21 protein-coding genes are annotated in these 25,877 nt (G+C 58.5%); 10 read left to right on the top strand and 11 right to left on the bottom strand.

Translation table 11 applies throughout. The features are described from left to right. Nucleotides 1-2 precede the first annotated feature (2 nt). The 5 genes from accD to ONZ54_RS09125 all read right to left on the bottom strand — a co-directional run bounded on the left by accD (nt 3) and on the right by ONZ54_RS09125 (nt 6,687). Complete coding sequence (gene accD / locus ONZ54_RS09145) at nt 3-866, bottom strand: acetyl-CoA carboxylase, carboxyltransferase subunit beta (protein WP_005310570.1); 864 nt, start codon at nt 864-866, stop codon at nt 3-5. 119 nt (nt 867-985) lie between these two features. Next, the gene (gene truA, locus ONZ54_RS09140) at nt 986-1,795 is read right to left on the bottom strand and encodes a tRNA pseudouridine(38-40) synthase TruA (RefSeq protein ID WP_271787995.1); all 810 of its coding nucleotides are present in this window, start codon (nt 1,793-1,795) and stop codon (nt 986-988) included. Between the two features lie 166 nt (nt 1,796-1,961). Then, nucleotides 1,962-4,100 carry a FimV/HubP family polar landmark protein gene (locus ONZ54_RS09135; RefSeq protein ID WP_271787994.1) on the bottom strand — a complete coding sequence of 713 codons (2,139 nt, stop codon included), beginning with the start codon at nt 4,098-4,100 and terminating at the stop codon, nt 1,962-1,964. Nucleotides 4,101-4,378: 278 nt separating this feature from the next. Next, entirely contained in the window at nt 4,379-5,395 is a 1,017-nt protein-coding gene (locus ONZ54_RS09130) for an aspartate-semialdehyde dehydrogenase (RefSeq protein ID WP_166541728.1), read from the bottom strand. Between the two features lie 167 nt (nt 5,396-5,562). Beyond that, nucleotides 5,563-6,687: a 4-phosphoerythronate dehydrogenase gene (locus tag ONZ54_RS09125; protein ID WP_271787993.1), complete on the bottom strand. Its 1,125-nt coding sequence runs from the start codon at nt 6,685-6,687 to the stop codon at nt 5,563-5,565. 370 nt (nt 6,688-7,057) lie between these two features. Here ONZ54_RS09125 and ONZ54_RS09120 point away from each other — a divergent pair, with 370 nt between their 5' ends. Continuing rightward, nucleotides 7,058-7,780: a phosphatase PAP2 family protein gene (locus ONZ54_RS09120; protein WP_017412529.1), complete on the top strand. Its 723-nt coding sequence runs from the start codon at nt 7,058-7,060 to the stop codon at nt 7,778-7,780. Nucleotides 7,781-7,864: 84 nt separating this feature from the next. Here ONZ54_RS09120 and ONZ54_RS09115 read toward each other — a convergent pair whose 3' ends face one another. Further along, nucleotides 7,865-8,695, bottom strand: coding sequence for a MetQ/NlpA family ABC transporter substrate-binding protein (locus tag ONZ54_RS09115; RefSeq protein WP_271787992.1), 831 nt, complete (start codon nt 8,693-8,695; stop codon nt 7,865-7,867). Nucleotides 8,696-9,141: 446 nt separating this feature from the next. Between ONZ54_RS09115 and ONZ54_RS09110 the strand changes: the two genes are divergently transcribed. The 7 genes from ONZ54_RS09110 (at nt 9,142) to ONZ54_RS09080 (ending at nt 17,211) form a co-directional block, all read left to right on the top strand. Next, nucleotides 9,142-9,504 (top strand): VOC family protein, encoded by a 363-nt coding sequence (locus ONZ54_RS09110; protein WP_212539915.1) that lies wholly within the window; start codon nt 9,142-9,144, stop codon nt 9,502-9,504. Nucleotides 9,505-9,579: 75 nt separating this feature from the next. Then, nucleotides 9,580-10,170: a HEPN domain-containing protein gene (locus tag ONZ54_RS09105; protein WP_271787991.1), complete on the top strand. Its 591-nt coding sequence runs from the start codon at nt 9,580-9,582 to the stop codon at nt 10,168-10,170. 485 nt (nt 10,171-10,655) lie between these two features. After that, nucleotides 10,656-11,024, top strand: coding sequence for a hypothetical protein (locus tag ONZ54_RS09100; protein WP_271787990.1), 369 nt, complete (start codon nt 10,656-10,658; stop codon nt 11,022-11,024). A 19-nt stretch (nt 11,025-11,043) separates the two neighbouring features. After that, nucleotides 11,044-11,583, top strand: coding sequence for a hydrolase (locus tag ONZ54_RS09095; RefSeq protein WP_271787989.1), 540 nt, complete (start codon nt 11,044-11,046; stop codon nt 11,581-11,583). 433 nt (nt 11,584-12,016) lie between these two features. After that, complete coding sequence (gene asp / locus ONZ54_RS09090) at nt 12,017-13,894, top strand: serine protease Asp (RefSeq protein ID WP_271787988.1); 1,878 nt, start codon at nt 12,017-12,019, stop codon at nt 13,892-13,894. Between the two features lie 18 nt (nt 13,895-13,912). Continuing rightward, the gene (locus tag ONZ54_RS09085) at nt 13,913-14,374 is read left to right on the top strand and encodes a serine protease chaperone (RefSeq protein WP_005310548.1); all 462 of its coding nucleotides are present in this window, start codon (nt 13,913-13,915) and stop codon (nt 14,372-14,374) included. Nucleotides 14,375-14,829: 455 nt separating this feature from the next. Next, nucleotides 14,830-17,211 carry a beta-glucosidase family protein gene (locus tag ONZ54_RS09080; protein WP_271787987.1) on the top strand — a complete coding sequence of 794 codons (2,382 nt, stop codon included), beginning with the start codon at nt 14,830-14,832 and terminating at the stop codon, nt 17,209-17,211. Between the two features lie 97 nt (nt 17,212-17,308). Here the strand turns inward: ONZ54_RS09080 and ONZ54_RS09075 are convergent, their stop codons facing one another. Together ONZ54_RS09075 and ppsA are read right to left on the bottom strand one after the other, a co-directional pair. Beyond that, the gene (locus tag ONZ54_RS09075) at nt 17,309-18,286 is read right to left on the bottom strand and encodes an AraC family transcriptional regulator (protein ID WP_271787986.1); all 978 of its coding nucleotides are present in this window, start codon (nt 18,284-18,286) and stop codon (nt 17,309-17,311) included. Nucleotides 18,287-18,640: 354 nt separating this feature from the next. After that, on the bottom strand, nt 18,641-21,019 hold the full coding sequence (ppsA, locus tag ONZ54_RS09070) for a phosphoenolpyruvate synthase (protein ID WP_271787985.1): 2,379 nt from the start codon (nt 21,017-21,019) through the stop codon (nt 18,641-18,643). 320 nt (nt 21,020-21,339) lie between these two features. Here ppsA and ppsR point away from each other — a divergent pair, with 320 nt between their 5' ends. Then, nucleotides 21,340-22,152 (top strand): posphoenolpyruvate synthetase regulatory kinase/phosphorylase PpsR, encoded by an 813-nt coding sequence (gene ppsR, locus ONZ54_RS09065; protein ID WP_219593709.1) that lies wholly within the window; start codon nt 21,340-21,342, stop codon nt 22,150-22,152. A 123-nt stretch (nt 22,153-22,275) separates the two neighbouring features. Here ppsR and ONZ54_RS09060 read toward each other — a convergent pair whose 3' ends face one another. Beyond that, nucleotides 22,276-22,563, bottom strand: a complete 288-nt coding sequence (locus tag ONZ54_RS09060; protein WP_096118289.1) for a hypothetical protein — start codon at nt 22,561-22,563, stop codon at nt 22,276-22,278. Between the two features lie 361 nt (nt 22,564-22,924). Here ONZ54_RS09060 and ONZ54_RS09055 point away from each other — a divergent pair, with 361 nt between their 5' ends. Continuing rightward, complete coding sequence (locus ONZ54_RS09055) at nt 22,925-24,301, top strand: amino acid permease (RefSeq protein ID WP_271787984.1); 1,377 nt, start codon at nt 22,925-22,927, stop codon at nt 24,299-24,301. A 257-nt stretch (nt 24,302-24,558) separates the two neighbouring features. Here the strand turns inward: ONZ54_RS09055 and ONZ54_RS09050 are convergent, their stop codons facing one another. Further along, nucleotides 24,559-25,263, bottom strand: a complete 705-nt coding sequence (locus ONZ54_RS09050) for an SIMPL domain-containing protein (protein WP_021140495.1) — start codon at nt 25,261-25,263, stop codon at nt 24,559-24,561. Nucleotides 25,264-25,319: 56 nt separating this feature from the next. After that, nucleotides 25,320-25,877, bottom strand: a complete 558-nt coding sequence (locus ONZ54_RS09045) for a hypothetical protein (protein ID WP_271787983.1) — start codon at nt 25,875-25,877, stop codon at nt 25,320-25,322.

Below are 25,877 nucleotides of genomic sequence, written 5' to 3'. Positions count from 1 at the left end.
CTTTACTCTTCGATGACGTGAGTATTCAGCATTTTGGCGAGCAGGCTGGCCAAACGGTTACGCATCTCGCGGCGATCTATGATGAGATCGATGGCACCCTTCTCCAGCAGAAACTCGGAGCGCTGGAAGCCTTCCGGCAACTTCTCGCGCACTGTCTGCTCGATGACGCGCGGGCCGGCAAAGCCGATCAGCGCCTTGGGCTCGCCCACATTGATATCACCCAGCATGGCCAGACTGGCAGAGACACCACCCATGGTGGGGTCGGTCAGCACAGAGATATAGGGCAGGCCCGCCTTGGTGAGTCGGTCCAGCGCAGCACTGGTCTTGGCCATCTGCATCAGGGAGAAGAGCGCTTCCTGCATGCGAGCACCGCCTGACGCGGAGAAGCAGACCAGACCGCGACCTTCCTTGATGCACTCCTCGACGGCGCGTACGAAACGGGCACCGACTACGGAGGACATGGAGCCACCGATGAAGGAGAACTCGAATGAACAGGCGACGACCGGTACCCCCTTGAGGGTCCCCTTCATCACCACCAGCGCATCTTTCTCTCCCGTCGCTTTCTGAGCGGCGGACAAACGATCCTTGTAGCGCTTGGAATCCTTGAATTTCAAGATATCCTGCGGCTCCAGCTCGGCACCGACTTCGGTACGGCCCTGCTCATCGAGAAAACTCTCGAGACGGGCACGGGCGCTGATGCGCATATGATGATCACACTTGGGGCACACTTCGAGGTTGCGCTCCAACTCTGCCCGGTAGAGCACCTGTTCACAAGCACTGCACTTGGTCCACACCCCTTCCGGAATGTTGTGACGACGAGGTGTAGTTATCTTGCTCTTGGGAAGGATCTTCTCAAGCCAGCTCATGGAATTCCTTAATGCTTTTGTGCCTGACAAAACGCATCGAGCCTAGATTGTTCAATGACTTAATAGCTCGATGGCAATAAATGACGGATCATTAAACCACAAATTTTCGGGGCCAGTTACTAAAAACTGGTCGTACCCGGTGCCGAGTCCGGCAGCCAGAGCGGGCCGAGCGGCAGCTGTGGCAACGCCAGTTCTGCCGGGTAATCCACGTCAACCAGATAGAGTCCACCGGCCTTGGCGGTCGGCCCGGCCTGGTTGCGATCCTTGGCGGCCAGCAGCTCGGTAATCCACTCCACCGGCTTTAACCCCTGCCCCACCAGCAACAGGGAACCTGTGATGTTGCGCACCATATGGTGCAAGAAGGCGTTGGCACGGATATCCAGCACTATGTAAGGCCCCTGACGGCTGACGCACAAGTGCGTCACATTGCGCCACGGTGTCTTGGACTGGCAACCTATGGCCCGAAACGAGGTAAAGTCCTGCTCCCCCAGCAGGCATTGACCCGCCAGGTGCATCAGCGCTGCATCTATGGTCTCGTGGTAGTGACTGACGCCGCTGCCGAGAATCGCAGGGCGGTAGTTGTGGTTGTAGATGACATAACGGTAGCGACGGGCGGTGGCGCTGAAACGGGCGTGGAACGTCTCGTCCACCTCCTTGACCCAACGCACGGCGATATCCGGCGGCAAGTTGGAGTTGAGCCCCAGGGTCCAGGCCGATTCGCTGCGGATGGCGTGGGTATCGAAATGGATCACCTGACCGGTGGCATGCACACCGGCATCGGTGCGACCTGCGCACTGAATGGAAACCGGGTGGTTGGCGATCCGGCTGAGGGCTTTCTCCAGCTCAGCCTGCACGCTGATCACTTCTCGCTGACGCTGCCAGCCGAAATACCGGCTGCCGTCATATTCAATACCTAGGGCGATTCGCATGGGTAACACTTGTCTTATGGTGAAAAGAGGCGATGAAAGAAACGGGGCGGATTATACGCGCTCAGGGTGAAAAGTCCCAAAAACCGCAAGCCCGCCAGCACAATCCCCAATAGAGAAGGGCAGCCCGCAGGCTGCCCTTCTCAAGGTCCTAACACCAGAGAGGCTGTTATCCCAGACGCTTGAGCAACTTCTCCGCCTCGGCACGCTGGTGATCACTTCCCTGCTCTGCCGCCTCTTGCAGCAGTTCGCGAGCACTGTCTTTGTCGTCGATCTCGAGGTAGGCCCGGGCCAGATCCAGCTTGGCCCCGACACCGCCGTCGTCGGCATCCACGTCAAAGCCGGTGGACTCCGGCAGCACCTCGGGGAAGCCGTCCAGTCCCACATCCAGCGAGAAGCCCTGATAGGGTTCCTGCTCCGTGGTGGTGGCATCGGCTTCGGCCAGCAGCTTGTCGATCTCGACATAACCACTCTCGTTGGCCTGTTCACGGGGCTTAACATCGCCCTCATGGGATTCCACCTCGGCGAAGGCATCCTCAAAATCGGAGAGTGCCAGCTCGTTGGGATCCCACTCAGGATCCGGCTCCACCGCCTTGGTCGGCGCCAGTCCCAGCTCCGCCAGCATCTCGTCGGCGCTGGTGTCGGCAACGCTCTGTTTCGCACTTTCCTGGCCAGCTTCAGCCTCGGCAAAGGCGCTCTCAAAGTCGCTCAAATCAAAGGCGGCAAGTTCTTCGTCGCTGATGGGAGCTTCAACATCCGGTTGGCCATCGTCGTCGGCATCCAGATCCAGGTCGGCGGTCAGGTCGGCATCCAGCTCGGCAAACAGCGCGGCCTGCAGCTCCTCTTCACTCATGATCTCATGACCGCCTTTGGGCGGGTTGAACTCGCTGGCGAGATCAAGGTCCGGCTCAACATCGAGCGCAATGGCTTCATCGTCGGCCAGATCCAGGTCTGGCACCAGATCCGGATCACGACCGGCTGCTTTGGGCGCAGGTTCCGCCTCAAAACCGGCCAGCTCCATCTCGCCGTCATCGCTGAATACTATGTCAGCAGGGGCCGCCGGCTCTTCCATCGCCATGTAACCATCCGGGGTGTTGAGATCCGGCATGGGGCGAACCGGCTCATCACTGGTGATATCGGCGCTGAACAGGTCATCAAACTCGCTGTGCTCCTGATCCATGACCATGGAGGTAGACTCGGAGAGGCTCTTCTCCTGCTCTTCCAGCTCGCGGCGAGCACGGGCACGCAGCCAGAGCGTGACCAGTGCCAGCACCAGCAACACAGGCAGCAGTATGATCATGGCGAGGTTGAGCGGTGAGGAGAGCAGCTCCATCAACCAGTGCTGCTTGGACTCAGGCGCCACAGCAACCGGCGGAACCGGATTGGCCTTGAGCTCGGCAATCTCTTTTTGCAGCGCTGTCTGCTCCAGCAACTGGGCCTTGAGGGTTTCCACCTCTTCGGTCAGGGATTGCAGCCGCAGCTTGAGCCTGTGGTTCATCTCAGTGACCTGACCGAGCTGGGCATTGGCATCTTCCAGCGCCAGTGCCATTTCGGTAGAGGGCTGGCCGACCGGCTTGCCAAGATCGGCAGGCAGCGGTCCAGGGGCGCTGGTAGCGGGTGCCTGGCTTGGTACCGGCTCGGCAGCCTTGGCAACCTCTTTCACTTCGGTTGCAGGTTGAGGCGCAGCCACCTTGGGTGCTGGCGCAGGGATGGGCGCCGCTTTGGGTACGGGTGCCTTGGCGGATGCGGCAGCAACCTTGGGCGCGGCCGGTTTGGCTGGCTGAGTTTGCTTGCTGGCCAGATATTTCGGGCTCAGCCCTTTCCAGCTGGCATTGTCGCTATTGAAACGCTGGCGGGCCTGAGCATCGGTGATGACACTCGCTTCCGCGGCGGTAGGCAGCAGAATGCGGGATCCAACCAGTATGTGGTTAATGTTGCCATCGGCGAAACTGCGGGGGTTTTTCTCGTAAATCGCCACCATGGTCTGGTAAACGCTGACGCGATTGGAAGGGCGATGTTTGCTCGCCAGACTCCAGAGGGTATCAGTAGGACGGACAGGGCCATAACTGCCGGCATTGCTCGCGACCTGCCGCACAATCGGCTGGGCAGTGGGACGGCTGGGCTGGGACGTAGCGCGGGGAGCGGCGACAGGTTGTGCCAGCGGCTGGGAATTGACGGCAGGCGGAGCTGGTTCATCCGGGCCTTTGAGCTCAACAAAAAAAGGCTCCCGCGCCGGGTCTTCAGCCTGAGCGGTGCCCAGCAGACCCAATGCGAGTAGCATTGCCAATGTTATGCGGGAATGTCCCATATTCGTTCCTTCGTATGACGGCCCTATCACATTGAAAAATCTGGATAGTTACCCCAAAACAGTCGGTTCAATATAAATCAGGCTCAGGTTGCAAGCCAGCAGTCCGACACATTTAGCACCCAACTTGTTCCTGAGTGTAGGAAAAAACTTAATCAGTTGATATCACGAAAAATTCTCGGGGCCATAGAGTGCGGCCCCGGTCACATCCACACCGCACGCGGGTGGCAAGGGACAGGCCCGATGGAGCATGTCCCCCACCGGGCCGGCAGATCCGCAGATCAGAGGTAATCGCGCACCAGCAGTTCGGCAATCTGCACACTGTTGGTCGCGGCGCCCTTACGAACGTTATCGGCCACGATCCACATATTGATACCGCTGGGGTGAGAAATATCCTGACGGACACGGCCAACCAGCACCTCATCCTTGCCGGTGGCATCGCGCACCGGGGTCGGATAGTCCGTTTCGTCATCGAACAGGGTAACGCCCGGGGCGTTGCGCAGCAGCTCCTTGACCTGATCCGCATCGAGCGGTTGATGCAGCTCGACGTGCACCGCTTCGGCATGACCATAGAAGACGGGCACCCGCACGCAGGTGGGGTTCACGGCTATGCTGGCATCCCCCAGGATTTTCTGGGTTTCCCACACCATCTTCATCTCTTCACGGGTGTAGCCGTTGTCGGTGAAGCTGTCGATCTGCGGAATAAGATTGAAGGCGATCTGGTGCGGATAGATGGTCGGCTCCACCGGACGCCCGTTGAGCAGCTGCGCGGTCTGGCCGGCCAGCTCGCTTACCCCCTCCTTGCCAGAGCCGGAGACGGACTGGTAGGTCGCCACGTTGATGCGGGCGATCCCGACCTCGTCGTGCAAGGGCTTGAGCGCAACCAGCATCTGGATGGTGGAGCAGTTCGGGTTGGCGATGATGTTGCGATTGCGAAAATCCGCCAACGCGCCCGGATTGACTTCCGGGATCACCAAGGGGATATCGTCGTCGTAACGGAAGCAGGAGGTGTTGTCGATGACGATGCAGCCGTGCTCGGCGGCGATCGGCGCCCATTTGGCAGAAACCTCGGCACCGGCGGAGAAGAGCGCAATCTGCACCTGACTCCAGTCAAACTCTTCCACATCCTTGATTTCGAGATTCTTGCCACAAAAGCGCACCGTATCACCGGCGCTGCGGCTGGATGCCAGCGGATAGAGGGTACCGACCGGGAAGGCGCGCTCCTCCAGAATTTCAATCATGGCCTGACCCACGGCGCCGCTGGCGCCCAATACCGCTACGTTGAATTGCTGACTCACTGATGTTCTCTCCTGTGGTATTGCAAATAGTGCCGGCAACGCACGCTGGCATCACCGTTGGCAGGCGAACCTGCCTGATAGAGGGCTCGGCATGACACCAAGCCAGAGACGGGCAGGGCCGGCATCGAAGCCGCTTACCCCAGCCGTTTGGATCTGTTGAATCTGGTTTAGCCGGGTTGGACGGTGAAACCGAGCCGGGCCAGGGTATCGCTGGCGAAGGGGCCGCTGACGTGCAAAGAGGATAGCTCGCGCCGCTCCGGATAGTGCTTGCGCTGTTCATCGAAACTGCCGGGCAGCTCAATCCGGTTGCGAAAACGGGCATCGTCGCGGCGCACATCATAAATAAGGTGCACCAGCTGTTTGATAAGCGCCTGATCCGCCGGTTGACCCGGTGTCAGTGCGCACACCTCGGGGGCTGGCAGCAAGGATTGCAGATCCTGGCGCGCCGCGCGGCCCAACTGCTGACAAAGCGCCTGATAGAGCATCCAGGTGCCGCGCGCCTTGCCCTCCAGGCTGTAGCCTGCGATGTGAGGGGTCGCTATCTCGGTATGGGGCACCAGGGCACGCAGGGGCTCTGGCTCCCCTTCCCACACATCCATCACCAGCTGCAGGGGCTCAAGCCCTTGCTGGCGAGCGAGCAGCGCCTGGTTGTCCCACACCTCGCCACGGGAGGCGTTGACGAGGATCTGCCCGGCAGGGCGCGCGGCGATCACCTGCTCATCCAGCAGGTGGAAAGTAGAATCCGGCCCCTCGCGGGTGATGGGCACGTGGAAGCTGACGATGTCGGCACCGAGTGCCGTCTGGTAGTCGACAAACGCCCCCGCCTGCGCGGCGGCCCGGGCGCGCGGCGGATCGCAGCGCAGCACCCGCATGCCAAGGGCCTCGGCCTTGCGCGCCACGCATTCACCGGTATTGCCCGCCCCTATGACGGCGAGGCTCATCTCGCGCAAGTTGAGCTCATGACGCTCGGCCAGCACCAGCAGGGCGGAGAGCACATAATCGCCGACCGAATACTTGTTACAGCCGGGCGCGCTGAAGAAGGGGATGTTGCGCGCCGCCAGCAGCGCCTTGTCGACGTGATCGGTACCTATGGTGGCGGTGCCGACGAACCTGAGCCGCGGGCTGGTGGCGAGGAGCTCGGGATCGACCCGGGTCACGGAGCGCACCAGCAGCACGTCGGCATCTTGCAGATCCGCCGCCTGCATCTGCCGGCCTGGCAAGGGGATCACCTCGCCAAATTCGGCAAATAGCTCAAGGGCGTGGGGCATATTTTCATCAACGACGATCTTCATCGGGCTCTCTCACTTCGCAACCGGCCACAGGCGCGCCATTCTAGCCCAAACCAGCAGAACTTTCAGATGCTTATTCGCCCCTGACCTTTCACCACAATCACTCCGTCCGGCCTGCCCAAACCGGCCAGATGTTCAGATGCCTGTTCGCCGACCCCCTTTCACCACCATCGCACCACAGTGCCTGGGCAAACCGCCAAGATGCGCAGATGCTGATGACCCCACGTCCGTATTGCCATGTCGGCCCGGGTGACACTCATTTGTAAGCCCATGTTACAGCCAGACCAGCGCGACTTGACCGACCCGCCGAGGCTGGCACAATGACGCCTCTTTTTTCCTGCCCGTTTAACGCGCACCTGTTACGAGCCTTGTTATGCCGACTCATGCCTCTTCGTTGCCGCGCCGTCAGGTGCTTGGTTTCAGCGCCGCCCTGATCCTGCCGCTGCTGTTGCTGGCCTGCCTGCCCTGGCAACCCTTTATGAGCCAGGCCCTGCAATCGGGCTGGTTGTGGTGGCCCTACGCCCTCACCCGCATGGTGGATGTGCCCGGCATTGCCATCAGCATTGCCGCCCTCTTGCTGCTGACCCGACACAAGCTGACGCTGAGCCTGCCCGCCATGCTGGCACTGGTCTGCGCCCTGTTTGCCATGCTCGCTGGCGACTGGGCCATCAAAAGCATCATCAAGCACCTGACCCAGGAGCCGCGCCCTTATTTGCTCTGGCTGGAGGGCCAGAGTCTGATCCCCGCCATCCAGCAGTTCTACTCAGGCAGTGTCGAGGTACGCAGCGAACAGGTGCATGCGGCGAGCCTCTTGCTGGCCCTGCCCGAATGGCTCACGGACCACTGGCAGGCAGAAGTGAACTACGCCTTTCCCTCCGGCCACAGTATCGCCGCCATGAGTCTCGCCCAGTTCTTCGGCCTGATCTGGCTGGCCCGCGCCCCTTCAGGGGTCTGGCTGCTGCCACTGTGGGCACTGGGCATAGGCCTGTCGCGCATGCTGATCGGCATGCACTGGCCGATGGACGTGCTGGCGAGCGCCCTGCTCGGCAGCCTGACCGCCCTGTTTGCCGCCCGCTGGTGGCTGCGCCGCTACTGACGTCTATGACCATGCCAACAAAAACGGGCACCTTCTGGTGCCCGTTTTTGTTGGTGCGATAACGTCACATACCGATAGCCAGGCTCAGTTGCTGGCACTCTGCCCCTGCCAGCCCTCGGGATACTTGTAACCCACGAAGCGCTTGGCGGCATAGGCCTTGAACTCGGGGGAGTTGTAAGCAGCCGCCACGTCCTTGGCGAATGGCTGATCGGCATCGGCGCTTTTCACTACCACCCAGTTGATGAAGTTGTAGCTGCGCTCGAGGAACAGACCCTCGCTGAACGCAATGCCGCTGGAGGCGGCGAAGTTGCCGTTGATGACGGAGAAGTCCACGTCCTCCCGCGAACGCGGCAGTTGCGCAGCTTCCAGCTGGATCAGCTTGATATTGTGCGGATTTTTCGCCACATCAAACTCGCTCGCCTTGAGCGGGTTGATCCCCTCCTTGAGGGTGAGCCAGCCCAGATCCTGCAGCATCAGCAGAGCACGCGCCTGATTGGTCGGGTCGTTGGGGATGGCGACCGTGCTCCCCTCTTTCAACGCCTTCAGCTCGCCCAGCTTGCCGGCGTAGAGACCCATGGGGCCGGTCGGCACCTGGGTGACGGGAGCCAGTGACAGACCCCTGTCTTTTGAAAAACTCTCCAGATAGGGTTTGTGCTGGAAGCAGTTCACATCGAGCGATCCATCGGCCAGCGCGATATTGGGGGTCACGTAGTCGGTGAATTCCACCAGTTTGACCTTGTAGCCCTTGGCCTCCAGCTGCGGCTTGATGGAATCGGTCACCATGTCGGCAAAATCCCCCACAGTCGTGCCAATCACTATCTCTTTCTTGGCCGGATCGGCGGCAAGAACGGAAAACGGCAGGCTACTGGCCAGCAGTGCCAGCGCTGAGAGGGTAAAAAAGGAACGACGCTGCATAAGGGACTCCCTGTCAAAATACTCATCAAAAGGTGACAGGATGACGGCGACGACCACAATAGGCTTCTCGCTACAACCATCCAGCCATCCAAACGGCTAATGCATGCAACCATAACAGAGCCTCTTCCCATCGCCAAGCAACAAAACAGGGCAAGCTTAACCGAGCGGCAGCTAAGCCCGGCTTTCAACCCTGTTGAGTGCCCAAACCGAAAATATTTGATAAACCACACAGTTATTACTTTTGCCTCCTCCCCGAACCGGCCTCAACTGGCTTATTGTAATCATCAGTCGGGTCTGGGTGGCCAGAGCCCTTTGTCAGGCTCACCTTGCTGAAGAAGGTGCTCACTGGCAGCGTCATCCAGGGGCGGTAGCGTCTATCTTGGCAGCATAGCCCTGATAGCTCGCATAGCAGGAGATAGTCTTATTCAATCCGTCGAGGAGTTACCGTGATCGATCACGTTGAAATCAAGACAGTGCATTTTGACGACTGCAAGCGCTTCTACCAAACCGTACTCCATCCACTGCATGTGGAACTCAAGTGGGCAGATGACGCTGCTGCCGGTTTTGGCCTGAACGGCCGTGACAAGGTGAGCTTTTTGATCGAAAGGTTCGAGCGACATACACACTGCCATCTTGCCTTCAGCGCCACGACTCAGGCACAAGTCGATGCTTTTCACCTGGCGGGTATCCAGGCGGGTTTTCGCTGCAACGGACAACCCGGCTTTCGTGCCCACTATGCTCCTGATTATTACGCCGCATTCTTGCTTGATCCTGATGGGAACAATGTAGAGGCAGTGGCATATATTTAATGATGATACATGTCGATGTTGAGCAGTTCTAAATGCCTGAACAAGAAGCTAACATTACAAACAGGGACAAGGAATATGTCAAAAGCGATTCAAGGATTCGAATATGCAATTAAAGATGCTGAAGAGCTGCTAGCTCATTTTGATAGTATAAACGCCAACCCACCACCACCCAGCAGTGAAGTTTTAAAAAGAGCTGGACTGGTAATGGCGCTCACCGCTTGGGAAACCTATGTGGAAGATAGATTGGTTGAGGAAATGCATAAAAAACTAGCCATAGTGCAGGGTAGTTACCTGGGTGACTTCATCTTGAAGAAATTGCATACAGATTTAAAATCCTTTCATAATCCAAGCTCAGATAAAACGAAAAAAATATTCATGGATTATCTTGGCTTTGATGTGACCGAGGGGTGGCGCTGGTCGAACTACGAACCAGATAAAGCCCGCTCAACACTCAATCAATGGATTAAAAAACGTGGTGATGCAGCACATCGTTCAAAGCCAATCAGCACTGGCGTACCGGCTCCTCATCTTATAAAGCGTGATGAACTAGAAAAAGTGATCAGATTTATCAGAGATCTGGTCAAGTCTACCGACTGTTATATCAATGAAAAGATTGATCTGCACCACACAACTGTTTTTGAACATCATAACCAGCTTTCAACTTGATTAAGGAATATACGAATGGAATGGTTGGTTGCAATAATTATTTTTGCCGTGATAGGTATTTTTTTGGAAAGCCATCATCTTGCAGTATTTGTGGGCAGTCTATAAAGAAGACATATTATAAATGGACAATCGATGGAAAGAAGCAAACGCTTTGTCCAAAATGCAACTCTCAGATGGAGAGAAAAGTTAGCAAGGAGGCATTTAACCGTCGCTTTGGTTGATGTAACAAGCTGATTATTCTCTGGCTAACAAGTCGAGATTGAGTGCTTCAACAGGCGTTCTAGAATTTTTCTGGCTGTTACTGAATTTACAATTTGAATTACTTTATTTTTGACTGATGCTGGCATTGCCGGTAGTTTTATAAGCCTCATCGACAGGGTGCCGTGACTCATATTTTATACGCCACCATGTCAATAGCGAACAACATGGAAGGCACGCTAAATCACGAGCAGGGAGCAAGACCACACCCTATTCAAGGAGTATTCATGAGCCCCAAACAACAGCTGATCGCCAAAGGTATCTTTATCGCTTCGACACTTTTTTCTTTGGCCATGGTAGCGTTTGTTGCATGGTCCGTCGTCACGGTCAGCCCGCTGCACCCGGCCGGATCAGCCCCGTCACAGGGGGTCAGCATCGGCCTCGCACTGGCCATTGGGTTGTTTATCATGGCATTCAACTATATAGCTTATCGCGGGCTCACCGAGCCGGTGAAGGGCTTCAAGGTCGTCTTCTGGTGCTTTATTGCGCTGCATCTGTTCGCCTTGCCGATCGGTACCGCCATCGCGTTGACCCTCATCTATCTATGGAACCAGTCGCGTACAACAGTTATCCGTCCACTGGGCGCCACACACTGATCTGACCCAAGGAGACATCATGCTGACCGCCTCTACCACAGGCCTGCTGGTCGTCGATATTCAGGGCAAGCTGGCACGGCTCGTTGAGGGGAGCCCGGCCCTGATTGCCAATAGCGCACGGCTGGTACAAGGGGCCCAGGCGCTGGGCTTGCCGGTTGTCTGGCTGGAACAGAATCCGGACAAGCTGGGGCCAACGGTGCCCGAGTTGCAGCCGCTGCAGAGCTGTGCCCCCGTGCTGACAAAATTCAGCTTCGGCGCGCTGGGGGAGCCGACAGTGGCAGCCGCCCTCGCCCGGACCGGCAGACGTCACTGGCTGGTGTGCGGCATAGAGGCTCATATCTGCGTCTACCAGACTGTGCTGGGGCTGCTCGGCAGCGGCGCCGATGTATCCCTGGTGGTGGATGCGGTGTCGTCCCGCAGCGCCGCCAACCGCGACTTGGCCATCGCTCAGCTGGCCACTCGTGGCGCGCGGCTCACCTCGGTGGAAATGTGCCTCTATGAACTGCTGGGGGATTGCCGCCATCCGGCGTTTCGCCCGATCCTGGCCTTGATCAAATAGCGGCTGATCACTCTCGGCCAGCTCCTCACACAAACGCGGCGCCACTGGCGCCGTTTTTATTATCGCTTGGGCACAAAACCCGCTGTTCGGTATGGCAGGCTTGCCTGCCACATAACGCCAACTTGGAGATGAGCCATATCCGATCAGGGCCAACTCAAAGCAGCTGCCTCGGCACAGCCGCAGCCAGGGTGAATGATGAGTTAATAACATGTTGATCTATAAAGACAAGCATCAACAGCCAGCAACTGAGAAAAGTTCTCAATACAGCACATAAAGGGATTCGCCGGAACCCCCATATGGTTTGAAACAGATTTGTAATGGGATTTTTTTGAGCCTTATCCCAGAACTGAAATGAGCGCTTTTTGGCTCTGTTTTTCCCGTGTATAGATGCCAGTCGCACCCAGGACGGTGCGATATAAGATGGAGTTTATAAATGAGAAAAACATCGTTGGCGTTGGCAATCTCGGCCCTGCTCTCGGCCCTGCCTATCGCTTCAGTTCAGGCTAATGAGAGTTGCACCCCACTCACCGGCAAAGAGGCCGGACTCGATACCGGCCGCAGCAGCGCAGCGCGCTGTCTGCCCGGCATCAATCCCCTGCAGGACCAGCAGTGGCACCTTCTCAACAGCGGCCAGAATGCCTTCAGCACCCGCGGCGGCGTGGCGGGCAATGATCTCAACCTCTGGTGGGCACACCGCACCGAGGTACTGGGTCAGGGCATCAATGTGGCAGTGGTGGACGATGGCCTAGCCATAGCGCACCCGGATCTGGCCGACAATGTGCGCCAGGGTTCACGTAACGTAGTGACCGGCAGCGACGATCCGACTCCGACCGATCCGGACAGTGCCCACGGCACTTCGGTATCCGGCATCATAGCCGCGGTGGACAACAGCATAGGCACCCTGGGGGTAGCTCCCCGCGCCCAGTTGCAAGGCTTCAACCTGCTCGATGACAACAGCCAGCAGTTGCAAAAAGATTGGCTCTACGCCCTTGGCGGCAACGCCGTCACCGCAGACAACCGGGTCTTCAACCAGAGTTACGGCATGAGCCTGGTCGATCCAGAAGGGGCCAACGGGCTGGATCAGGTACAGCTCGATCGCCTGTTCGAACAGCGGACCCAGCAGGCGCAAGGCGCGGCCTATATCAAGGCGGCGGGCAACGGCTTCAGCCGTATTGCTGCTGGCAACTATGTGCTCAACCGCACCGGCAACCTGCCCAAGCTGCCGTTTGAGAACAGCAATATAGATCCCTCCAACAGCAACTTCTGGAACCTGGTGGTGAGCGCCATCAACGCGGACGGAGTGCGTTCTTCCTACTCCAGCGTAGGCAGCAACGTCTTCCTGAGCGCCCCCGGCGGGGAATACGGCACGGATGCGCCCGCCATGGTGACCACGGATCTGCCCGGCTGCGACATGGGTTACAACCGGGTGGACGATCCCAGCACCAACCGGCTGCACAACAACCCGCAACTGGATGCCAGCTGCGACTACAACGGTGTGATGAACGGCACCTCCTCGGCGACTCCGAACACCACAGGCGCCATGGCGCTGCTGATGTCCGCCTACCCGGACTTGTCGGTGCGGGATCTGCGCGACCTGCTGGCCCGCAACGCCACCCGGCTCGACGCTAATCAGGGGCCCGTGCAGATAAACTACACGGCCGCCAACGGCCAGCGCCGCCAGGTGACGGGTCTGGAGGGATGGGAGCGCAACGCGGCCGGCCTCTGGTACAGCCCGAGCTATGGTTTCGGCCTGGTGGATGTGAACAAGACCCTGGCCAGCGCCGCCAGCCACGAACCGCTGCCACCACTGGTGCAGTTGCCCTGGCAAAAGGTAACGGTACGGGATCGCGCCGTCGGCGCCATCCCGGATGTGGGCAGCAGCCCGACCCGCTCCAGCACGCAGGTCGATCAGCCATTGACGGTCGAGGCCGTGCAGGTGATGGTGAGCCTGGATCACCAGCGGCTGCCCGACCTGCTGATCGAACTGGTCTCGCCATCCGGTACCCGCAGCGTGTTGCTCAACCCCAACAACAGCCTGGTGGGACAATCCCTCGACCGGCAGCAGCTGGGCTATGTGCGCACCAAGGGGCTGCGTGACATGCGCATGCTCTCCCACAAGTTCTACGGCGAACCGGCTCATGGCGAGTGGCGCCTGGAGGTGACCGACGTGGCCAATGGCAGCCGCCAAGTCTCGCTGCTCGATCGCAGAACCAACACCCGCAGTACCCTGACCGAGCGCAACAACAGCCAGCCGGGTCAACTGCTCGACTGGTCCCTGCGGGTACTCGGTCACGACGCAGCCCGTTCCTGATCACAGAGGAGTCATAACATGAAACACAGCTTACTCAGCCTTGCCTTGGCAAGCCTGCTGGCCTCGGTCTGCGTACACGCAACGGCCGACGAATCGGTGGTGATCGATGGCCAGCAGTACAACACCATAGAGGTGAATGGCAAAACCTACCTGACGCCGGATAACGGCAGCAAGAAACGGGTCGCCCGCAGTCTGGATGGCAAGGTGCCACAACAGACCCTGCGCAGCGGCGACGTCCTGCTGCAAGGGGTCGCCAGCCCTGAGCTGACCGTCAGCGGTACCCTGCTGGTCGAGGCCGATGACAATCAGGCCAAGGCTCTGGCGGGCCGCCACGGCCTGCAGTTCAAGCAGAGCAGCGGCGGCATCGCCCTGCTGGAGGCCAAGCCAGGCTCGGATCTGAACGCTATTGCCACCCAGCTCAAGCAGCAAGGGGTCAGGGTGCAGATCGAACTGGCCGGAGCACTGAAACAGCCAAAGTGAGCAAGCCCTTGCGCTGACAAGCGCGAGGTATCTTGCACACGCCGAGGGGGCCGCTGGCCCCCTCTCTTCTGCCCGAGCGTCTGCGCCCTGCACCTCGCGGCAAATCGCAACCCAAACCGGACCGCCCTGTTGCCACCATCCTCAATGGTGGGCCATCCAGCCTCCCCTTTCCCCTCCCTGCCGCGCAGCCTGTGATGCGACCCCTGTCACAACTTGGCACCCTTGCTCCCAACTGCACATTTCTCGCTCCGCCAAGGCAAGGCGCAGCCAGCCCGACTTGCTAACCTGCCTGCGGCTCCGGCCATGGCTGCCCCCTTGCACATGCACCCTGGTCCACCCTGAGCCGTCATCGATATCCATGGGAACCCGCCATCAGAGCGGCCGCCCGGCCCGATCACTTGCCGGTGTCGATATCGCACTTGCCTTTTTATTCAGACAGTTACGAGGAAGTCTTCATGCCTATCACGACAAAAATGAAAGCGGTTTCACTCGGTGTCAGCCTGGCCCTCGCCGGGCTGCTGGTTGGCTGCAACCAGAACGACTCGGATCCCCTGGTAAAAGACGACGCCTATTACCGCGGCCAGGCCGAAGCCATGGTGGCCAAGCTCACCCTGGACGAGAAACTGAGCCTGCTCTCCGGCCCAGGGTATGGCAGCGCCAACGGCGCCATCAACGTCAAGCAGGATGTCGCCGGGGTAGCGGGCTACATCAACGGGGTGGCGCGCAGTGCCGACGGCATCGACATTCCGGCCCTGAAACTGGCCGATGGCCCGGCGGGCCTGCGGATCAGCGCCAACCGCGACGGCGACAGCGCCACCTATTACGCCACCGCCTGGCCCATCGGCTCCCTGCTCGCCTCCAGCTGGGACGTCAACCTGGTCAAGTCCGTCGGGGAAGCCATGGGGGATGAGGTGCGCCAGTACGGGGTCGACATCCTGCTGGCACCCGGCATGAACATTCAGCGCAACCCGCTCAATGGCCGCAACTTCGAATACTACTCGGAAGACCCGCTGCTCACCGGCAAAATCGGTGCCGCCATGGTCAACGGGGTGGAGAGCAAGGGGGTGGGCACTACCATCAAGCACTTCTTTGGCAACAACTCAGAGACCAACCGGAATCAGATCAACGACATCGGCGAGCCGAGAACCTTCCGTGAAATTTACCTGCGCGGCTTCCAGATCGCGGTGGAGGAAGCCCAGCCCTGGGCCGTGATGACCTCCTACAACAAGTTCAACGGCACTTATGTCAACGAGCGCAAGGATGCCGTGACCGATGTGCTGCGCGGTGAGTGGCAATTCGACGGCCTAGTGATGTCAGACTGGTTCGCAGGCGACGTAGCCAACAACGCCTACAAGCAGGTGCTGGCAGGGCAGGATTTGATTGAACCTGGCAACGTCAAGGAGCAGTTGCAGCAATCCATCGAGCAGGGCGATCTCAACGAGGCCAAGGTGACCGAGGCCGCCATCCATATCCTGACCCAGGTGATGAAGAGTCCCTCTTACAACCAGCTGGCCGTCAGCAACAGCCCAGATCTGGTCGCCCATGCCAAACTGGCCCGCCAGGCCGGGGCCGAAAGCATGGTGCTGCTGCGCAACGAAGCCGCCGCCCTGCCCATAGCCGCGACCAGCAAGGTGGCCAGCTTTGGCATCAACCAGATCAACACCTACAAGGGTGGCACCGGCAGCGGGGACGTGAACGCCGCCAGCACCACCACCATAGCCCGGGGGCTGGCCAGCCGTTTCCCGGTCAACGACACGCTGCAAACTTACTACGGCGATTTTTATGAGGCCAACAAGGTCTATCACGAGGGGCAATTCGGCGCCAAAGGCTACTACACCTGCGATGAGGCCACCGTCAGCCCCGAACTCGCCAGCCTGATCACTACGGCTGCCGGTGAGCAGGATGTGGCGGTCATCAGCATAGGCCGTCAGGCCGGTGAGGGGGCGGATCGCACCGACAGCAAGGGCGACTACCTGCTCGGCGATGACGAGACCGCCCTTATCGCTGCGGTGAGCACCGCCTTCCACGCCGAGGGCAAGAAGGTGGTGGTAGTGCTCAACGTCAACGGCGTCATCGACACAGCCCAGTGGGGCCACAAGGTGGACGCCATACTGTTGGCCTACATGGCCGGTCAGGAAACCGGCCATGCGGTGGCCGACGTGCTGTCGGGGGCGGTCAACCCCAGTGGCAAGCTGGCCCAGAGCTTCCCGTTAAGCTACGCCAGCGTGCCCTCCGCCGGCACCTTCCCGGGTGAAGATACCGACGGTGACGGCGAGCCGGACGATCTCTACTACAACGAGGGGATCTATGTGGGCTATCGCTACTACAGCACCTTTGACAAGGCGGTTTCCTACCCGTTCGGCTTTGGCCTCTCCTACACCAGCTTCGGCTACACCAGCCGCGCCATCGCCAACAATACCCTGGCCGATGGCGCGGCCGGCAGCCTGGTGCTGACGGCAACCATCACCAACACAGGCGCCGTGGCAGGCAAGGAGGCGGCCCAGGTCTATGTCACCGCCCCCGAGCTCAAACTGCAAAAACCGACCATAGAGCTCAAGGCCTTTGCCAAGACCAAGCAGCTGGCACCGGGCGCCGCCGAGCAGCTGAGCTTCACCATCCCGGCCAGCATACTCGCCAGCTTTGATGAGGCCAGCAACCAGTGGATAGTGGAACCGGGCAGTTACAGCGCCTACATCAGCCCCTCTTCGGATGTCTCCGCCACCACGCCGGTCACCTTCACGGTGAGCAAGGAGATAGTGGTGAGCAGCACGACCCCGGGCACCCTGGCCCTGCCGGAAGGCGTGGACCCTGCCACAGTGACCACTGTCACCAAATAAGCCGGCGACAGTGACAGCATAAAATGATGGGAGCGGCGTGTTAGCGTGCGCTCCCATTTTCTGTACTGGGGAAAGCTTGACGAGACCAGCACCGTTATTATTGGCGAGTATTTCGGTAAGCCAACGGCGTCATATTGGTATTGGCCTTGAAGAAACGATTGAAGGCACTCTGGGAGGAAAAACCCATCAGGTCGCTGATATTTTGCAGTGGCTGGTCCCCATCCCCCAATAAACGGCACGCCTCCATCATCTTGACCTGTTTCAAAATAGCCGAGAAGCTGCAGCCCTCCCCCTGCAATTTCCGGTTCAGGGTCCAGCGGCTGATATTCATGGCCGAACAGACATCCTTGAGTAAATTGTCATCGCATTCCATGACACCGCTGCGAATGTTATGGCGGATCATGTCAGCCACCAGATTGGCAAAGGGCACCCGCTCATCAATGTCGAGGCAGATATGCTCAAGCTGGCTTGTCTGCAAACGGCAAAGAGGCCCGTTATAACCATCGGCTTGGCTATCCAGCAGGGCATTGCTTATGGTCAGGGTGTTGCCAGGCTGATCCCAGCGACAGTGGGTTCCAAAGAAGTGATCCAGCTGGCGGTGAGAGCCCAGCGGCTTGCCAATGAGCCCCACCGACACCGTCAGGTTTGGCACATAGACCCGCAAAATCCGGTAGAGGATGACAAAATTGGGGATGGCCTGGCTGGCGCCCAGGGCGGCAGGCCCTTGATTGATATATTCATATCGGGTGTGAGACGCTCCCTCCCTCACCTGAAAATCGTCGCAGTTGCCGATGACGGTGCGATAGGCCAGCAGGGCTTCGATGGCGGCGCGAGGGGACGGCTGGTTCAGGCATAGGCTGATGAGCGCCGGATAGTGCTGGTAGAGCTCGGCGATATCGTAAGACAGTATGCCCTCGTGAAAGCCATTCAGATGCCGCTGCATCAGGCTCAGCATGCGGTAATGGCTGTGGGCCTGGATCCGGCCATGCTCACGGTGGATATCGAATGGCGTCAGACCGGCAGCCATTAGGATGGCATCCGTATCTCCCCCTTGCTGCTGACAGGCTGCCAGCATTCTTCTGATCACTTGATTTGATACGCTCTGTGACATTTGCCTGCCCTGGCCACATTAATAACAAGAAACATATTTATTGATGGGTCGAGTACAAGTGGAACCTATATTTTCAACCTGACCCGACATGAGGTGAATATGGTGATCCGCCAGTCTGTCCATGACATGGCAGGGTTATTATGGCGTGGTGAGGCAGTGAACCTATGTAACGGAGTGTAAGATCAGGATCTGGCGCGCTTATTTTGGCAGAGAAGTAAAAATACGACGTAAAAATAACACAGAGCAGTCATTAAAAGATAAAAACGGCGCCCTGTCAGGGCGCCGTTTTTATTATCACAGTTGTTAATCAACACAGACTCAGCCAGCCTTGTGCTGCTCGGCCAGATAGAGCCAGGTATCGACTACTGTATCCGGGTTGAGGGACACAGAGTCTATGCCCTGCTCGACCAGCCAGGCGGCAAAGTCAGGATGATCCGAGGGGCCCTGACCGCAGATGCCGACATACTTTCCCGCCTTGCGCGCAGCCTGGATGGCCATCGACAGCAACGCCTTGACCGCTTCGTTGCGTTCATCAAACAGGTGGGCGATGAGGCCCGAATCCCTGTCCAGTCCGAGCGTAAGCTGGGTCATGTCGTTGGAGCCTATGGAGAAGCCATCCACGTGCTGCAAGAACTGATCCGCCAGCAGGGCGTTGGAGGGGATCTCGCACATCATGATCACCTTCAATCCTCGCTCGCCACGGCGCAGCCCGTTCTCGGCCAGAATGTCGATCACCTGGGCGGCCTCATCCACTGTGCGCACGAAGGGGATCATCACCTCGACGTTGGTCAACCCCATGACGTCGCGCACCCGCTTGATGGCTTCACACTCCAGCGCAAAGCAGGGACGGAAACTGTCGGCTATGTAACGTGCCGCGCCACGGAACCCTATCATGGGGTTCTCTTCGTGGGGCTCATAGTCACGCCCGCCGACCAGATTGGCGTACTCGTTGGACTTGAAGTCCGACATCCTCACTATGACCCGCTCCGGCCAGAACGCGGCACCCAGAGTGGCGATCCCCTCGGTCAGCTTGGCGACATAGTATTCCCGCGGGTTGTCGTAGCCTGCGATCATCTTGCGGATGGTGGCCTGAAGCTCCGGGCTCTGCTGGTCGAATTCCAGCAAGGCCTTGGGATGCACACCAATCATGCGATTGATGATGAACTCGAGCCGCGCCAGACCCACACCGGCATTGGGCAATTGGGCGAAATCAAACGCCCGGTCCGGATTGCCGACGTTCATCATGATCTTGATGGGCAAGGGTGGCATGTTGCCCACTTCGGTCACAGCCACATCGAAATCGAGCTCGCCGTCATAGATGAAGCCGGTATCCCCTTCCGCGCAGGAGACGGTGATGAGCTGACCCGGGACAATATGATCGGTGGCGTTGCCGCAACCCACCACGGCCGGAATACCCAGCTCCCGAGCAATGATGGCGGCGTGACAGGTACGCCCGCCCCGGTTGGTGACGATGGCGGAGGCCCGCTTCATGATGGGCTCCCAGTCCGGATCCGTCATGTCTGTGACCAGCACATCGCCGGGCTGCACCTCGTCCATCTGGCTGATGGAGGAGATGACCCGCGCCGGACCCGCACCAATCTTGTGGCCGATGGCTCGCCCTTCGATCAGCACCTTGCCCGCCTGTTTAAGGGCAAAACGTTCGAGCGTGTTGGCCTCCTGGCGACTGCGCACCGTTTCCGGGCGAGCCTGCACTATGTAGAGCTGGCCATCCTGTCCATCCTTGGCCCACTCGATATCCATGGGGCGACCATAGTGCTGCTCTATGATGAGGGCCTGCTTGGCCAGCTCCATCACCTCGGCATCCGTGATACAGAAGCGGTTGCGCTCGGTCTCGCTGGTGTCGACGATCTTCACCTGACGGCCATGACCGGCATCGCCTGAGTAGGTCATCTTGATAAGTTTGGAGCCGAGGGTCTTGCGCACCACGGCAGGGCGCCCGCCCCTGAGGGTTGGCTTGTGCACATAAAACTCATCCGGGTTGACTGCGCCCTGCACCACCATCTCGCCCAGGCCCTGAGCGCCTGTGATAAAGACAACGTCGTTGAAACCGGATTCGGTATCCAGAGTGAACATGACGCCGGAGGCGGCGAGATCCGAGCGCACCATGCGCTGGACGCCGGCCGAAAGCGCCACGCCCTTGTGGTCATAACCCTGGTGCACCCGATAGGAGATGGCGCGGTCGTTGAACAGTGAAGCAAACACATGCTTGACGGCAGTCATGACGGCATCGATGCCGCGTACGTTGAGGAAGGTCTCCTGCTGACCGGCAAAGGAAGCGTCCGGCATATCCTCGGCGGTGGCGGAGGAGCGCACCGCGAAAGAGGCATCCAGACCCGCACTCAGCTTGTCGTAGGCGGCGCAGATCGCCTGCTCCAGTGCCGGCTGGAACGGGGCTTCGATCACCCAGTCGCGGATCTGCTGACCCGCCCGGTTGAGGGCGCCTATGTCGTCCACATCCAGGTTATCGAGCAGATCATGGATCTTGCCATTGAGGCCGCTTGACTCCAGAAACTCGTTAAACGCAAAGGCCGTGGTCGCAAAGCCACCCGGCACGGATACACCGGCACCAGAGAGGTTGCTGATCATCTCGCCAAGGGATGCGTTCTTGCCGCCAACTCGTTCTACATCTTGCATTCCGAGTTGTTCGTACCAGAGTACGTACTGTTGCACTTGCATGTCTCCAGGTTGGTGGGCTCGGGTGCCATGGCACCTTCTGCGCCAAATTAGGTGCGTGAGTTATATGCGTTATTGTCCGTTTCTACTGTTGCCAACGACCATGAAAACGTTTTCTACTTATTGTCAAAAAAATCCCCGAGCAAGATTTGGGGATGGTCGAATGACACAGACATTCTACAATGCCAACACAAAAAGGTAACGACTCAGGTTTGCAAGCCACTTCACAACTTGGGCACAGCAGATCGGTTGACAAAATAGATATGGTTTCGAGAGATACTGACTGCTCGCAACCTCGCCAGCCCGCATCACAGGAGCGCATCGTGCACACCGTATTCTATGTTTCCGACGGCACTGCCATCACGGCCGAAGTATTCGGTCACGCCGTGTTGAGCCAGTTTCCACTGGTGTTCGAACAAGTCACCATCCCCTTCGTAGAGACCCTGGAGAAAGCCAGGCAAGTGCGGGCGCGTATCGACGAGCAGTTCCGCCAGACCGGGCTGCGCCCCATACTGTTTCACACCATAGTCGACCCGCAGGTGCGGGAAGAGGTGCTCAAGGCCCAGGCGAGCGGCCACGACTTTCTCAACACCTTCGTCAGCCCGCTGGAGCAGGAGCTGGGGGTCAAGGCCGAGCCGAGACTGCATCGCACCCACGGCATGGAGAACCGCAAGCTCTATGACGATCGCATCGAGGCGGTCAACTTCGCACTGGCCAACGACGACGGCATCACCACCAAGGAGTATGAGGAGGCGGACATCATCCTCATCGGGGTCTCCCGCTGCGGCAAGACACCGACCAGCCTCTATCTGGCGCTGCAATTTGGCATTCGCGCCGCCAACTATCCCTTTATCGAACAGGACATGGGCACCCTGGTGCTGCCCACCGCCCTCAAGGCCAATCGCCACAAGCTGTTCGGCCTCACCATAACGCCCCAGCGGTTGCACGAGATCCGCAATCAGCGCCGCGCCAACAGCCGCTACTCTTCGCTGGAGCAGTGCGAGCAGGAGCTGGCAAGCGTGGAGCGGCTGTTTCGCCAGGAGGCGATCCGCTTCCTCGACACCAGCTCTCACTCGGTGGAGGAGATAAGCGCGAAAATTCTGGAGGCTACCGGCATGCGCCGTCAGCTCTACTGAAAGGGGAAAATATCCCGAAGCTCAACGCACTGCCGACTTCACACCGGGTGGCAAGTTGACGGGACAGATAAACAGAAATGAAAACGGAGCCCAGTGCAGTAGCATATGGCTCCGTTTTTGTGGCTAGCGGGGACGGGAGCCAATGCTGTTCAACTCCTTGTTGTTCATCAGCATGGCGTAAAAGTTGAGCACGCCATAGCGCCTGCGTACTCGTTCAGTCAACCAGAGCGCCGGCAGTAAACCAACAGCGCCAGCTGTCAGCAGCACGGTTCGAAAGTGCATCACCAGATAGTCGTCACCCTGCACTGCCCAAACCAGCATGCATCCCGCCGCCATGGCAAGCAACAGGGGCGAGAGCCAGACCGTCAACCAGAGCGCGACGGCCAGCAGGCTGCCAATAATACGTTGCATGAAGCCTGTCCTTTTCACGGAGGAGGCTTTATAAAACAGGAATCACTGAAAGAGTCAACTGAACAGCATTCAATTGTTCACAATACAGCCAGCCACTCCTCTTTTTGTATTTGGAGTCCTGAAAAACCTGCTTGATGCCGAAAAAACCAACGAATGATAAGGAAAACAGGTGCGTTGACGGCTGATCATCACTATTCTGCTTCCGTTGGTAGCCGCTACAAAAAACAACAAGCGACCTACCGTAACGAAATAAATACGGATTTCGTCACGTTTCAAGCACGCTTTGCCGTGCAAGGTCACATGGAGTGACTCGACGGGCGAGATGACAGACGAGTGACATCAGAGACGTAAGGAAGGAAGAATGGATCTTCAACAAGACGGCGAGGAGCTGAAGCGCGGCCTGAAAAACCGCCATATCCAGCTCATCGCATTGGGCGGTGCCATAGGTACCGGCCTGTTTCTCGGCATTGCCCAGACCATCAAGATGGCGGGCCCCTCAGTGCTGCTCGGCTATGCCATCGGCGGCTTTATCGCCTTTCTCATCATGCGCCAGCTGGGCGAGATGGTGGTGGAAGAGCCGGTAGCGGGCTCCTTCAGCCACTTTGCCTACAAATACTGGGGTGACTTCGCCGGTTTCGCCTCCGGCTGGAACTACTGGGTACTCTACGTGCTGGTGAGCATGGCCGAGCTGACGGCGGTAGGCATCTATGTCCAGTACTGGTGGCCCGAGATCCCGACCTGGATGTCGGCTGCCGTCTTCTTCGTGCTGATCAACGCCATCAACCTCTCCAACGTCAAGGCGTTTGGCGAGATGGAGTTCTGGTTTGCCATCATCAAGGTGGTCGCCATCGTCGGCATGATTGGCTTTGGCGGCTACCTGCTCGCCAGCGGCAACGGCGGACCGGATGCCAGCATCACCAATCTGTGGGACCAGGGCGGTTTCTTCCCCAACGGCATCAGCGGTCTGGTGATGGCGATGGCGGTGATCATGTTCTCGTTCGGCGGCCTTGAGCTGGTGGGGATCACGGCCGCAGAGGCGGATGACCCCGAGAAGAGCATTCCCAAGGCCACCAATCAGGTGATCTACCGCATCCTGATTTTCTACATTGGCGCCCTGGCCGTGCTGATGTCCCTCTATCCCTGGGGCAAGGTCGTGGAAGGCGGCAGTCCCTTCGTGATGATCTTCCACGCGCTGGATAGCAACCTGGTGGCAACCGTGCTCAACATGGTGGTGCTGACCGCTGCATTGTCGGTCTACAACAGCTGTGTCTACTGCAACAGCCGCATGCTGTTCGGTCTGGCCAAGCAAGGCAACGGCCCGCGCAGCCTGCTCAAAACCAGCAAGAGCGGTGTGCCCGTAGTGGCAATCTCCGTCTCCGCAGCGGCAACGCTCTTGTGTGTGCTGATCAACTACCTGATGCCGGGCAAGGCGTTCGAGCTGCTGATGGCACTGGTGGTTTCGGCACTGGTCATCAACTGGGCCATGATAAGCCTTGCGCACCTGAAGTTTCGCAAGAGCAAGCAGGCCGAAGGGGTTGAGCCCAAGTTCAAGGCGTTCTGGTATCCACTGGGTAACTACCTCTGCCTCGCCTTCATGGTCGGTATTCTGGTCATCATGTATCTGACCCCGGGCATCCAGATCTCGGTGCTGCTCATCCCGGTCTGGATCGTCGTGCTGGCCATCGGTTATCAACTCAAGCTGAAACGTCAGGGACGTCTTGCCGCCGACCTTGGCTGATTTTTCCGACGCTCGTTATTCAAATGCCGGTCACTGACCGGCATTTTTCTATCCATCTTCTACCTGCTGCCAGACGCTCAGTACAGGGATGCAAGCCATCAAGCCTGTCATCAAGTCTGCAAGAATGGGAGCCTGCTGCCCGCCAGGCGATATCACTTGCTCGCTGATGCGCGCAAACAACTGCCGTAAAAACAACAAGCCCGAGGGGTGAGCCTCGGGCTTGGGACCGGTGAGGGACAGGGCCGGAGGCCATCCCCTTACTCCAGCAGGAAGACAGCTTCCACGTTGTCCGTGATGCTGATCTGCTGCTGTTGATAACTGTTTTCCATCATGTCGGCGGCAGGGGCCATGGCGGCGGCCTTGAGTGCACGGCTATAGATGGGCATGGGGGTATTGTTGCGGTACTCCACGCTGTAAACCTTGCCAAGCTTCATGCCGAACGCCTTGGCCAGGGACTCCGCCTTGTTCTTGGCATCCTCGACCGCACCAATACGAGCCTGCTCCTTGATGATCTGCGGCGACTTGAGACCGTACTCAATCTGGGAGACTGACTCCAGACCCGCCTTGAGAGCGGTATCCATCAGCCCGCTCAGTTTGTCGAGCTGATAGAGTTTGACCGCGAGTTGACGCTGGGCACGGTATCCCACCAGTTCCGGTTTCTTGTTCTGCGGATACTGATACTCGGGAGAGATCACCAGATTGCCCGCTTCCACATCGCTGCGCTTGATGCCCAACCCTTCCAGCTGACCAAAGAAGGCCGCAACCTTGCTATCGACCTGCTGCTTGGCCTTGATGCCCTGCTTTTCCAACGCAGTGACCGCAACATTGAGGGTCAGCATATCGGGTTCGGCCTTTTGCTCGGCATAACCACTTACCACCAGATGTGGGGCTTGCGGTACTTCGAGCGCGAATAACGGAGCACTGACAACCAGAGCGGAAAGGGTAAGAAGGGAACGCCACATATAAAAAAACCTCAATCAATTAGAGTGAGGTCATTATGCCCGTGGCTGAATGGGATTCATATATCGTGCAATGGCGGTATCTGATCCAGTACCTGATTGGTCATATCGATACTGATGCTGATCTCATTGCCCATCGGCTCAGGATGACTCGAGGCAACAGGTGCGACACTGCGGGAAGTGATCAGGTCTTCATCATCAAAATGGAACGAATCCCACGACAGAACATGTCCCTGTACCTGGCTAATGGGGTCTGCCAGCGTGGATGTGGTCAGTGGAGCACAGTCGATACTGTCGGAGTGAATGAGCAGATCCTGCAAGCAGGCATGGCTCAAACTCTGCAGCGAATACTCCTGCTGCCCCTCATCATGCCCGACCAGCACCACCCTGTGAGGTGGCTCAGCATCCATTGCCGGATTAAATACGATGGTGGCCGCCGCGAAGTCCACATTGAGAGAACCCGCCACGTCGCCATCTTCGCTTTCAAGATCCAGCCCGTCAATCCGGTCACCCGCCATGGTTGCCTGATAGCCAAACTGGCCGGTGCAGGTAATGCTGCCCTGCCCGTCCCAGCTATAGCGAATGCCATCAATATCGACCCAATTAAATGACTGCAT

Source organism: Aeromonas salmonicida (genome assembly GCF_028355655.1).
Lineage (GTDB): Bacteria > Pseudomonadota > Gammaproteobacteria > Enterobacterales > Aeromonadaceae > Aeromonas > Aeromonas salmonicida.
This window is presented reverse-complemented; position numbering and strand designations above follow the sequence as displayed.